12 protein-coding genes are annotated in these 11996 nt (G+C 69.3%); 7 read left to right on the top strand and 5 right to left on the bottom strand.

Annotated elements, in window-relative coordinates; genetic code table 11:
* The coding region (gene kdsB, locus D7V93_RS25830; protein WP_244237512.1) for a 3-deoxy-manno-octulosonate cytidylyltransferase at positions 1-697 on the top strand (697 nt) is incomplete at its 5' end.
* Between the two features lie 30 nt (positions 698-727).
* On the opposite strand, the gene D7V93_RS25835 is transcribed toward kdsB, so the two are convergent.
* Positions 728-1576, bottom strand: a complete 849-nt coding sequence (locus D7V93_RS25835; RefSeq protein WP_120645933.1) for an aldo/keto reductase — start codon at positions 1574-1576, stop codon at positions 728-730.
* Positions 1577-1755: 179 nt separating this feature from the next.
* On the opposite strand from D7V93_RS25835, the gene D7V93_RS25840 reads away from it, so the two are divergent.
* The 5 genes from D7V93_RS25840 to D7V93_RS25865 all read left to right on the top strand — a co-directional run bounded on the left by D7V93_RS25840 (position 1756) and on the right by D7V93_RS25865 (position 7854).
* Positions 1756-3465 (top strand): ABC transporter ATP-binding protein, encoded by a 1710-nt coding sequence (locus D7V93_RS25840; RefSeq protein ID WP_120645934.1) that lies wholly within the window; start codon positions 1756-1758, stop codon positions 3463-3465.
* 643 nt (positions 3466-4108) lie between these two features.
* Positions 4109-5758 (top strand): CTP synthase, encoded by a 1650-nt coding sequence (pyrG, locus tag D7V93_RS25850; RefSeq protein WP_120645936.1) that lies wholly within the window; start codon positions 4109-4111, stop codon positions 5756-5758.
* The gene (gene kdsA / locus D7V93_RS25855; protein ID WP_120611784.1) at positions 5755-6591 is read left to right on the top strand and encodes a 3-deoxy-8-phosphooctulonate synthase; all 837 of its coding nucleotides are present in this window, start codon (positions 5755-5757) and stop codon (positions 6589-6591) included. The genes pyrG and kdsA overlap by 4 nt, the downstream gene beginning before the upstream one ends.
* A 23-nt stretch (positions 6592-6614) precedes the next feature.
* Positions 6615-7190: a KdsC family phosphatase gene (locus D7V93_RS25860; RefSeq protein WP_208723152.1), complete on the top strand. Its 576-nt coding sequence runs from the start codon at positions 6615-6617 to the stop codon at positions 7188-7190.
* Between the two features lie 43 nt (positions 7191-7233).
* Entirely contained in the window at positions 7234-7854 is a 621-nt protein-coding gene (locus D7V93_RS25865) for a response regulator (protein ID WP_120611782.1), read from the top strand.
* A 126-nt stretch (positions 7855-7980) separates the two neighbouring features.
* Here D7V93_RS25865 and D7V93_RS25870 read toward each other — a convergent pair whose 3' ends face one another.
* Together D7V93_RS25870 and D7V93_RS25875 are read right to left on the bottom strand one after the other, a co-directional pair.
* On the bottom strand, positions 7981-8427 hold the full coding sequence (locus D7V93_RS25870) for an Hsp20/alpha crystallin family protein (RefSeq protein ID WP_120645938.1): 447 nt from the start codon (positions 8425-8427) through the stop codon (positions 7981-7983).
* A 244-nt stretch (positions 8428-8671) separates the two neighbouring features.
* The gene (locus tag D7V93_RS25875) at positions 8672-8866 is read right to left on the bottom strand and encodes a CPXCG motif-containing cysteine-rich protein (protein WP_120645939.1); all 195 of its coding nucleotides are present in this window, start codon (positions 8864-8866) and stop codon (positions 8672-8674) included.
* A gap of 80 nt (positions 8867-8946) precedes the next feature.
* Here D7V93_RS25875 and D7V93_RS25880 point away from each other — a divergent pair, with 80 nt between their 5' ends.
* Positions 8947-9795 (top strand): GspE/PulE/PilB domain-containing protein, encoded by an 849-nt coding sequence (locus D7V93_RS25880; protein WP_120645940.1) that lies wholly within the window; start codon positions 8947-8949, stop codon positions 9793-9795.
* Positions 9796-9804: 9 nt separating this feature from the next.
* On the opposite strand, the gene serB is transcribed toward D7V93_RS25880, so the two are convergent.
* A complete protein-coding gene (gene serB, locus D7V93_RS25885; protein ID WP_120645941.1) occupies positions 9805-11007 on the bottom strand; it encodes a phosphoserine phosphatase SerB in 1203 nt (400 codons plus the stop codon).
* A gap of 71 nt (positions 11008-11078) precedes the next feature.
* A partial coding sequence (locus tag D7V93_RS25890; RefSeq protein ID WP_147451322.1) for a serine/threonine protein kinase occupies positions 11079-11996 on the bottom strand: 918 nt, incomplete at its 5' end.

Below are 11996 nucleotides of genomic sequence, written 5' to 3' on the forward strand. Positions count from 1 at the left end.
TGCCAGCACCCGCTTCCCCGGCAAGCCGCTCGCCCTCATCGCCGGCCGCCCCATGGTCGAACACGTCTGGCGCCGCTGTCAGGAGGCCCAGGCCTTCGCCGAGGTGTGGGTCGCCACCGACGACACGCGGATCCGCGACGTGGTGGAGGGCTTCGGCGGCCGCGCGGTGATGACCAGTCCCGACTGCCCCACCGGCACGGACCGCATCGCGGAGGTGGCCCGCGCCCGGCCGGACGTGGACGTGTGGGTGAACGTGCAGGGGGATGAGCCGCTGGTGGACCCCGCCGCGCTCAAGGTGCTCGCGGACCTCTTCCAGGACGACACCGTCCGCATGGGCACCCTGGTGCGTGCCCTGGAGCCGGACGAGTTGGAGAACCCGAACGTGGTGAAGGCCGTGCTCGCCCTCAACGGCGACGCGCTCTACTTCAGCCGCGCCCCGGTGCCGCACGTGCGCGAGCCCGGCACGCCCGTGCGCCGCTGGGCCCACCTGGGCCTCTACGGCTACCGGCGGGACACCCTGCTCCAGCTCGCCACCCTCTCCCCCACCCCGCTGGAGGAGGCGGAGAAGCTGGAGCAGCTGCGCGCCATGGAGCACGGCCTGCGCATCCGCTGCGCCCGCGTGTCCTGGCGCACCGTGGCGGTGGACGTGCCGGAGGACGTGGCCCGCGTGGAAGCACTCCTGCGCGAGCGCGGCTGAGCGCCCGCGTCACGCCTCACGTCTCAGGCGTCAGATGACCGGCAGCGAGTCCGGCTCGTCGCCCTGGGGGAAGGCCGCGTCGATGCGCGCGAGGTCCTCCGGGGTGAGCTTCAGCGAGGCCGCGCGCGCGTTGTCGCGCACATGGGCCACGTCGCTGGCCTTGGGGATGGCGAACAGCGACGGCCGGCGCACGAGGAACTGGAGCGCGACCTGGTACGGCGTCGCGCCATGCGCGCGGGCGATGGACGCCAGCACCCGGCCCCCCGCGCTCTCCGGTGACGGGAAGTGGCCGTTGCCGAACGGGCTGTAGGCCACCACCGCCACGCCCCGGGCCTCGCACCATGGGACGACGGCGTGTTCGATGGCGCGCTCCTCCAGGTGGTACAGCACCTGGTTGCACGCGATGCGCCCCGGGCCCGCGAGGGCCAGCACCTCCTCCATTTCGTCCACCGCGAAGTTGCTCACCCCCCAGGCGCGGATCTTCCCGTCCTTCACCAGCTGCTCGAAGGCGCGCACCGTGCCCTCCAGCGGGTGGGAGCCGGGCCAGTGCAGCAGGTAGCAGTCCAGCCGATCCGTGCGGAGCCGCTTGAGGCTGCCCTCGCACGCGGCCACCGTGCCCTTCAGCGTCGCGTTCGACGGCATCACCTTGGACACGAGGAACACCTCGTCACGCCGGCCTTCGATGGCCTTCGCCACGAGTGCCTCCTCCACCTTGCCCCGCCCGTACAGCTCGGCCGTGTCCACGTGGGTGAGCCCCAGGTCCAGCCCGGCGCGCAGGGCGCGGATGGCGCCTGGTGCGTCGTCATCCTCCATCTGCCAGGTGCCCTGACCGATGACCGGCACCGCCACTCCGGTGTTGCCAAAGACGCGCTTCTCCATGGCCCCTCCCTCGCATGGGAACTCTCCCAGGAGATAGCACCGCCGCCGCCCCGGCTGCATCCCGGGCCAGCGCGTCCCTGCCGGCTGCATGCCTGGCGAGAGTCCAGTAGGCTCCGCCAGTGCTCCCTTCCGTCAACCCTCCGACGTCTCGACTCCCCAAGGGCGTCACCCTGCGTCGGATGCTGTCCCTGGCCCGTCCCGAAGTGCCCACGCTGGTGCTGGCCACCTGCTTCCTCATCATCAGCAGCGGCGCGAGCCTCGCGTTCCCGCAAGGCATCCGCATCCTGATCGACGATGCGCTCAACGCGAAGAACCGCGCGCTCATCGACCGGGCCGCGCTCATCATGCTGGTCATCTTCGTGGTGCAGGGCGTCACCAGCGCGCTGCGCGCCTACTTCTTCACCCTCGTCGGCGACCGGGTGGTGATGCGCCTGCGCCGCGACTTCTTCCACCGCCTCATGGACCAGGAGGTGGCCTTCTTCGACACCCACCGCACCGGGGAGCTCACCAGCCGGCTCTCGTCCGACACCGGCGTCCTGCAGAACACCGTGAGCGTCAACATCTCCATGGGGCTGCGCCACGTGGTGCAGGCGCTGGGCGGCCTCGCGCTGCTCTTCTACACCTCGCCCGCGCTCACGCTCCTGATGCTCGCCATCGTCCCCCCGGTGGCGGTGGGCGCCGTGCTGTACGGCCGGCGCGTGCGCCTGATGTCGCGCCAGGTGCAGGACGCGCTCGCCAAGGCCAGCGAGGTCGCCGAGGAGAGCCTGTCGGGCCTGCGCACCGTGCGCTCGTTCGCGGCCGAGCCGTCGGAGGTGACACGCTACGGTAGCGCCGTGCACCATGCCTTCGAAGCGGCCCGCCGCCGCATGGTCCAGTCCTCCGTCTTCTTCGGCGTCGCCTCCAGCGCGGGCTTCATCGCCGCGGTGGTGGTGTTCTGGTACGGCGGCCGGCTGGTGGTGGATGGCCAGCTCTCCACCGGCGCTCTTACCTCGTTCCTCATCTACACGATGATTGTCGCCACGTCCCTGGCCGCCCTGGCGGAACTCTGGGCGGACTTCATGCGCGCCTCGGGCTCCGCGGAGCGCGTCTTCGAGCTGATGGACCGCGAGCCCGCCATCCCCGCCGAAGGCGGCGAGCGCCCCGCCACCGTCGAGGGCCGGGTGGAGTTCCAGGACGTGCGCTTCGCCTACCCCACGCGCCCCGACGTGACGGTGCTCCAGGGCATCAGCCTCACCCTCCAGGCCGGCGAGGTCGTCGCCGTGGTGGGCTCCTCCGGCGCCGGAAAGTCCACCCTCGCCGCCCTCCTGTCCCGCTTCTACGACCCGCAGCAGGGCCGGCTGCTCCTCGACGGCCGCCCCCTGGACACGCTCGACCCCAACTGGCTGCGCCGCCACGTGGGCATGGTCGCCCAGGAGCCGCTGCTGTTCTCCTGCTCCATCGCGGACAACATCCGCTACGGCCGCCCGGACGCCACCGACGCGGAGGTGGAGGCCGCCGCGAAGGCCGCGCACGCGCACGACTTCATCGGCCGCTTCCCGGAAGGCTACCGCACGGAAGTGGGAGAGCGGGGCGTGCAGCTGTCCGGTGGACAGAAGCAGCGCGTCGCCATCGCGCGGGCGGTGCTGAAGGATCCGCGCATCCTCGTGCTGGACGAAGCGACGTCCGCCCTGGACGCGGAGAGCGAACACCTGGTGAAGGACGCGCTGGAGCGGCTGATGCAGGGCCGCACGACGCTCATCATCGCGCACCGGCTGTCCACCGTGGCCAACGCCCACCGGGTGCTGGTGCTGGAGTCCGGCCGCGTGGTGCAGAGCGGCACGCACGCCTCCCTGATGACGCAGGAGGGCCTCTACCGCCGCCTCGTGGAACACCAGGTTGTCGCAGCCTGAACGCTCGCCCCGCTTGCGGCCCCGCCCACCCCGCAGTCTCCGTGGCGCGGAAAAAGAAGGCGCATTATTTCAAGCGCCTCAAGAAAGGAGGTGATGCCTTGATCGACAGCATGAATCAGGCGTCTACCTCCGTCGCGGTGGCCTGCTAGCGAGGGTCTCCTCGGCGGTGGTTGACGCCCGCGGTACCGGTCGCCCCCGTCTTTGCCGACGGGGGCGACTTTTTTGTGCCCTCCCTACCTGGGAATGTCCGCCCGGGTCGCCGGTTCGAGCCGCCGGGGGGAAGAGCAACCCACGCCTGCCGTGGTCGCCTGTCGGAGAACCTCGTGTCCATCACGCCGTGTCCCATCCCTCTGCCCTCTGCCCTCCGTGACGAGGAGATGGTGGACAACCAGCGCAACCTCTTCTGCCCCAACTACGATTCGTGCCTCCACCAAGTCGTGAAGAAAGGCTGGGAAGGCTGGAGTTGCCGAGGTTGCGACCTGCGCCGCTTCCGTGTGGGACAGCCGGACGCCCAGCAGTTCGCGGTCGCCCGACCAGGGGGTTGGGACGCGCAGTGAAGGTCCGGCGGGCCTCCCGGGGCCAGCCAGCCGTCCAGCCGGCAGAGATTATTTGACGCCCCCTGGCCCTCTTGGCAGGAAGGGACATGCGCTCCAAGAAAACCAAGTTCATCTTCGTGACGGGCGGCGTGGTCAGCTCGCTGGGGAAGGGACTGGCCTCCGCATCCATTGGCGCCCTCCTGGAGAACCGCGGGCTGGACATCACCCTCATCAAGCTGGATCCCTACATCAACGTGGATCCGGGCACGATGAGCCCCTTCCAGCACGGCGAGGTCTTCGTCACCGAGGATGGTGGCGAGACCGACATGGACCTGGGCCACTACGAGCGGTTCACCCACGCCCGGATGAGCCGCCTCAACAACTTCACCTCCGGCCGCATCTACAACGCGGTCATCACCAAGGAACGTCGCGGTGAGTACCTGGGCAAGACGGTCCAGGTGATTCCCCACATCACCGACGAGATCAAGGCCAGCATCCGCCAGGCCTCCCAGGACGTGGACGTCGTCATCGTGGAAGTCGGCGGCACCGTGGGCGACATCGAGTCCCTGCCCTTCCTCGAGGCCATCCGCCAGATGCGCTACGACGTGGGCAGCCAGAACGCCGTCTACATCCACCTGACGCTGCTGCCGTACATCGGCGCCGCGGGCGAGGTGAAGACCAAGCCCACGCAGCACTCGGTGATGAAGCTGCGGGAGATTGGCATCCAGCCGGACTTCCTCTTGTGCCGCACCGACCGCGAGATCTCCCGCGAGCTGAAGGACAAGATCGCGATGTTCTGCAACGTGGACAACGGCAACGTGTTCACGTCCCCCGACGTGCGCAGCATCTACGAGCTGCCCCTGGAGCTGCACCGCCAGGGCCTCGACGAGCGGCTGGCGGAGGTGCTCAACATCTGGAGCCGCGCGCCCCACCTGGAGAAGTGGGAGACCATCGTCCGGAAGATCTACGAGCCCGCGCGCGGTGAGGTCACCGTCGCCATCGTGGGCAAGTACGTGAACCTCACGGAGAGCTACAAGAGCCTCAACGAGTCCCTGCTCCACGGCGGCATCGCCAACGACGTGCGCGTGAAGCTGCGCTTCGTGGACAGCCAGGACGTGGAGACCCAGGGCCCGGAGGCGATGCTCGACGGAGTGGACGCGGTGCTCGTCCCCGGCGGCTTCGGCGTGCGCGGCACCGAGGGGAAGATCGCCGCGGTCCGCTACGCGCGGGAGAACAAGCTGCCCTTCTTCGGCATCTGCCTGGGCCTCCAGATGGCGGTGGTGGAGTTCAGCCGCACGGTGCTGGGCCTCAAGGGCGCCAACAGCCTGGAGTTCGACGAGCACACCCCGCACCCGGTGGTGACGCTGATGGAGAGCCAGGTGAAGGTGCAGGACAAGGGCGGCACCATGCGCCTGGGCAGCTACGCGTGCGCCCTCAAGGCCGGCACCGTCGCCCAGAAGCTCTACGCCCAGGACAACATCCAGGAGCGCCACCGCCACCGCTACGAGGTCAACAACGCCTACCGCGGCCGGCTCCAGGAGGCGGGGCTCGTCATCTCCGGACACAATCCGGAGCTGAATCTGGTGGAGATGATCGAACTGTCGGATCATCCGTACTTCGTCGGCTGCCAGTTCCACCCGGAGTTCAAGAGCAAGCCCTTCGCTCCCCACCCCCTCTTCTCCGGCTTCATCGGCGCGGCGCTCGCCCAGCGGGACTCCTCCCACGGCACCGCCCCCACCCCCCCGGTGCGCGCATGAGCACGACGCCCTCCATCCAGCTGTGCGGTCACAAGGTCGGCCCCGGTGAGCGCCTCTTCGTCATCGCCGGCCCCGACAGCATCGAGTCCGAGGAGATGGCCCTGCGCCACGCCCACCTCCTCAAGGGCATCACCCAGCGGCTCGGCGTGCCGTATGCCTTCAAGTGCTCGTATGACAAAGCCAACCGGACCAGCGGCAAGTCCTTCCGCGGCCCTGGTTTGAAGGAAGGTCTGAGAATCCTCGACCGCGTGAAGCGCGAGGTGGGCGTGCCCGTACTCACGGACGTCCATGAAACCAGCCACGTCGGGCCAGCCGCTGAAGTCGTGGATATCATCCAGATACCGGCCTTCCTCTGTCGGCAGACGGACCTGGTGGAGGCGGTGGCCCGCTCGGGCCGGGGGGTGAACTTGAAGAAGGGACAGTTCGTCGCCCCCAAGGACATCGTCCACTCGGCGAGGAAGGCCGTGGAGACGGGCAACCCCAACATCCTCGTCACCGAGCGGGGATCCTCCTTCGGCTACAACAACCTCGTGGTCGACATGCGCGGCCTGGCGCAGATGCGCGAAGCCGGCCTCGTCGTGTGCATGGACGCCACCCACGCCGTGCAGTTGCCCAGCTCCAGCGACGGGAAGACGGGCGGCGAGCGGAAGTTCGTCTCGCTGCTGGCCCGCAGCGCCGCCGCCGCCGGGATTGACGCTTTATTCACAGAAGTCCACGAAGACCCCGACCGTGCCCTGTGTGACGGTCCGTGCTCGCTCAATCCACAGATGTTCGAGGACGTGGTACGAGATGTGCTCAGCATCCGTCGCGCGCTGGGTCACGAAGCCGGTTGATGGACGCGAAAGGTGAGGAGGCCATGCAGACGGAAGCGCCTTCCAAGCCGGGCCGGGAAGAGCTGAAGTCGCGTGCGTCGCGCGTGCGACTGCTCGTGTTCGACGTGGATGGCGTCCTCACCGACGGCGGCCTGTACTACGGCGGCGACGGTGAAGTGATGAAGCGCTTCAACGTGAAGGATGGCCACGCGCTCGTGATGGCCCGCCTCGTGGGGCTGCCCGCCGCCATCCTCACCGCGCGCACCTCCCGCATCGTGGAGGCGCGGGGCCGCGAGCTGGGCCTCGCCGCCGTGTTCCAGGGCCGCCGGGAGAAGGGCCCTGCCCTCGACGAACTGCTCGCCCAGCTCCAGGTGCCCGCGGAAGCGTGCGCCTACATGGGCGATGACCTCAACGACCTGGACCCCATGTCCCAGTCAGGGCTTTCCGCATGTCCCGCGGATGCGGTTCCAGAGGTGCGCCAGGAGGCCCACTTCGTTACCCAGAACGTTGGCGGTCACGGAGCCGCCCGCGAGTTGGTGGAGTTGTGCCTCCGTGCCAGTGGCCGTTGGGATGACGCCGTGGGTCTGATGAGAAGGGCAGATAAACGCAGCACGTCGTAGGTGGGTTGATCAAACCCCGCATTCAAGGTAGGTGTTTATTTCCATGGCTAGTGGAACGATGCAGTCCGAGGGGAGTACGGCGATGACGGACCAGCTCTACACGACGCACGACATCAGTCGGTTGCTTCAGGTGGACCCGTCGACGGTGAGCAAGTGGATCGACCGCGGCATCCTGATGGCCTTCCGGACTCCGGGCGGCCACCGTCGGGTGCGTTCGACGGACCTGCGCACCTTCCTGGTCACCCACCAGATGCCCGTGCCCGAGGAGCTGGGCAGCAGCACGGTGCGCCTGCTGGTCGTGGACGACGAGCGGCAGACACTGGACGCCATCAAGCGCGCGTTCAAGCCGCACGCGAACCAGGTGGAACTTCAGACGACGACGAGCGGCGTGGAGGCGCTGCTGCTGGTGTCGGAGCAGAAGCCGCACGGAATGATCATCGACCTCAACATGCCGGACATCGACGGCATCGAGGTCTGCAAGCGCATCCGCGCCCGCAAGCAGATGGAAGGCGTGCGGCTCATCACCATGACGAGCCTTCACACGCCCGACGTCGTGGAGCAGTCGAAGCAGGCCGGTGCGGTGGCGTGCCTGGCGAAGCCGCTGGACGTGACGCAGGTGATGGAGCTGTTCCGGGTGCCGCTGGCGCTCAACGTCCGCAAGTAGAGAACGAGGGCTTCCGCCTGGCCCACAGCGGAAGCCCTCGAGTCGATGGATGCTTGCGGGAGCCGCCGCGCCTCGCGCCTGCGAAGGCAGCGGCCTCCCTGAGCGGTGACAGGTGATGCATGCGCATCAACCCTGGACCTTCACCTCGACGACGCGGGGCTTGGTCTCCTCGCGACGCGGCAGGGTGAGGGACAGCACGCCATTGTCGTAGCGGGCCTCCACGCGGCTGGCATCCACTGTGTTGGGCAGGCGGAACTGGCGCGCGTAGACGCCCGACGGACGCTCCTGGCGCCGCAGGGTGGTGCCCTCGGCCACGGCCTCCGCCTTGCGCTCGGAGCGCACGGTCAGCACGTCGTTCTCCACCTTCACCTGGATGGCCTTGGCGTCATGGCCGGGCAGGTCGATGCGCAGCGTGATGCCGGCTTCGGCCTCGAGGATGTCGGCCGCGGGCGTCAGGGTGTGCTCCATGTCCGGACGGGTGCCCGCCGAGGACAGCTCGCGGAAGAGCAGGTCGAAGTCGCGCAGCAGGGGCAGCGTCACGGCGGCGTTGTAGGCATTGCGGTGGGTCAGCATGGTCGTCTCCTGTTCGTGTCGTCCCAGAGGACGCACGTCGTGCGGTTACACAGTCGTTGTTGAGTTCGGCGGCCGTGTCCCCGCGCCTCGTTTGCGGGAGGGCCCGGCAGCGCCTCACAGACTCAAGAGAACCATGCTTCGGGACGTGTCAAGCAACGGCCCCGGCCGTCCCGGACCGCGCTCCAGGAGCCCCCTGCCCGGCCGCCTGCTCCCCGGCCGGGAGGCCGTTACCTGCTCCGTCAGCTCAGTCGTCGTCGCGGCCCAGGGTGACGAGGGCGCCGTCCTCGTCGCGGGTCACCTTCACCTCCCAGGGACGGCAGCAGACGGGGCAGTCCTCCACGTAGGCCTCCGAGGAGGCGCCCAGCGAGTCCACATCCACCTCCACCTCTTCACCGCAGTACGGGCACGTCTGGGTGGCGGCATCCGCGAAGGGCTGCATCGTCGGCCTCCTTGCTCTCAAGGCATGTTCGGTGACGTGGACTGAGCGTCCGCGCCATCAGACGCTAGAATCCCCACCCCATGGCTCCCCCTTCCCGGAATCGCATCGCGGACATCCTCGTCAAGGCGCGCGTCATCGACGAGCTGCAGCTTCGCAGCGCGCTCGCGTCACTGGACCAGTGGGGCGGACGCGTGTCGCGCGTCGTCGCGGACCTGGGGCTGGCGTCCGAGGAGACCATCACCCAGGCCATCTGCCAGGGGCTGGGAATGCCCCGCGTGCAGCTGGGCAACCTGACCAAGGACGCGGCCGCGCTGGCGCGCGTGGACGTGACGCTCGCCGAGCAGAAGGGCGTCTTCCCCGTGCAGCTCAAGGACAACGGGAAGACGCTGGTGCTGGCGATGTCGGACCCCACGGACCTGGCCACGCTGGACCAGGTGGCGGCGCGCAGCCGCGCCCGCGTGGTGCCCATGGTCGCGGGGGACCGTGAAATCGAGCACGCCATCCTGCGCAACTACCGCAACCAGGAGCCGGTGGAGAAGAAGCGCTTCAAGCCCGACACGCAGCAGCAGGAGTCGGGTGAATTCCCCGAGGAGGAGGAATTCAAGGTCGTGGACATGAGCGGCAAGACGGTCGTCAAGCGCATCAGCGACATCGTCGACCCGAACGCCGCGCCTCCCGCCGCCGCGCGCCCCCCGGCGGACACCGCCGCGGCCGCCGCCGCCGCGGGCTCCAGCGCCTCCGACATCCTGGATGAGATTCTCGCGGGCGGCTCGCCCACCTCCGAGTGGACCGAGGCGGACCTGCAGCGCCTGCAGACGGTGCAGCAGAACCAGGAGAAGAGCTCGAAGATCCTGCGCGCGCTGCTGGAGCTCGTCTTTGAAAAGGGCGCCGTGCAGCAGCGCGAGCTGGCCGCGCGCATGCGCCTGTAGCGAAGGCCCTTAAGTCACCTCGCGCAGCTCGCGCGCGGTGAGGCCCAGCAGGTACAGGATGGTGTCCAGCCCGCCGGCGGAGATGGACGTGTCGGCGGCCTCGCGCAGCCGGGGCTTGGCGCGGAAGGCGATGCCCAGCCCCGCCTTCTCCAGCATCAGCAGGTCATTGGCCCCGTCGCCCACGGCGATGACCTGCTCCAGCAGGATGCCCTCCTGCCGGGCCAGCGTCTCCAGCAGCTCCGCCTTGCGGCGCGCGTTGACGATGGTGCCCACGGTGCGGCCGGTGAGCTTGCCGTCCGCGGCCTCCAGCGTGTTGGAGTACGCGAAGTCGATGCCCAGACGGGCCTGGAGCGCCTCGGCCGCCACGGAGAAGCCGCCGCTGATGACCGCGGTGCGGTAGCCCAGCCGCCGGAGCACGCGCAGCAGCGTCTCCGCCCCTTCCGTGAGCGGCAGGTTCGCGGCCAGCTCCCTCAGCACCTGGACGTCCAGCCCGGCGAGCAGCGCCACGCGCTGACGCAGGGATTCGTCGTAGTCCATCTCCCCGTGCATCGCGCGCTCGGTGATGGCGGCCACCTTCGCGTGGACGCCGTGTGCCCGCGCCAGCTCGTCGATGACCTCGATGCGGATGAGCGTGGAGTCCATGTCCATCACCACCATCCGCTTGCCGCGCCGGTAGAGGCTCTCGCGCTGGAGGGCCACGTCGAACGTGGTGCTCTCCATGGACAGCGCCAGCAGCGCGCGCTTGAGCGCGGACGGATCCACGTCCGAAGGCAGCATGACGTGCAGCTCCACCGACCCCAGCGGCGTCTCGCTCAGGCGGGTGATGCGCTCCACGCGCGCCCCCTGCGCCGCGAGCCGCGCCGTCAGCGCGTGCACCTCGCGCGCGCCCAGCGTCCTGCCCACCGCGGTGACGACATAGCGCAGCGGCTCCGGGCCCGGGGGTGCGGACATGGGGGCCACCGCCCGCACGTCCACCGTGACGCCCAGCTCACGCGCCAGGGCCTGCAACGCCTGCAAGGGGCCCTCGCCTCCGGTGCTGTCGGGCAGGCGTACCAGGAGGGCCAGGGTGAGCAGGCCCTGCACCACCACCTGCTCCACGTCGAGCAGCTCCGTGCCCGCGTCCGCGAGGAAGCCGGTGAGGCGGGCGGTGGTGTCGGGACCGTCCCTTCCGGTGACGGTGAGGAGGACGCTGTCAGAGGGGCGCGCGGTCATGGGCGCGCCGCAGTCTGACAGCCTGTCCGGGGACGGGCGAGCCTCGCGTGGAGGCCCGCCTGCCCGTTCACTCAGTCCTGCTGCGGATCCGAGGAGATGATGAGCGCGCCGCGCTCCAGGTACTCGCGCTCCGGGAAGGCCTTGTAGAAGTCCTCCAGCATCGCGTCCATGTCCGGGTAGCGCTGCTCGCGCTTGTCCTGGGTGGCCTTGTCGAAGAGCTGATCCAGGCCGCTGGGCGCCTCCGGGTTCACCTCCGAGGGCAGCGGCGAGCGGCGGCCCGGAATCTGCCCGGTGAACATCTCGTAGAGCAGGATGCCCAGGCCGTACACGTCCGCGGCCGGGCCCGGCTCCTTGGCGCCCCGGTTGATCAGCTCCGGCGCCATGTACGCCATGCCGCCCATGCCCATGAACACCTGGGGCATGCCCTTGGTGGCGTCCACCTCCACCACGCGGCTCATGCCGAAGTCGGCGAGCTTCGCGTTGCCGTACGCGTCGAAGAGGACGTTCTCCGGCTTGAGGTTGTGGTGGGTGAGGCCCGCGGCGTGCGCGGCCCTCAGGCCGTAGGCGAGCTGCAGGAACGTGCGCAGCGCGTGCGGCACCTCCAGCCCCTTGCCGCCGCTGGACTCCAGCCGCTCCTTCAGGCTGCCGCGCATCAGCTCCACCACGAAGTAGGGCCGCGCGGACTCCACGTTCTGGTCGAGGATCTGCACCACGCCCGGGTGGCGCACCTGCGCCTGCGCGCACAGCTCCTTCTTCAGCCGCTTGAGGACCTCACCGCGCTGGAGGAAGGAGAAGTAGCCGAAGATGTCCTTCAGCTCCTTGATGCAGATGTCCAACCCCAGGGCGTTGTAGCGGCCCTTGAAGACCGTGCCCAGCGGGCCCGTGCCGATGGGGTCGAACTTCTGGTAGCGCAGGTCCAGGTCGCTGGCGCCCTTCGCCGCGGCGGCGGCATTCGGGACCGGGGCCGCGGGGGCGGGCGTCGTCGGAGG

The organism is Corallococcus llansteffanensis, assembly GCF_003612055.1.
In the GTDB taxonomy this organism is placed as follows: Bacteria; Myxococcota; Myxococcia; order Myxococcales; family Myxococcaceae; genus Corallococcus; species Corallococcus llansteffanensis.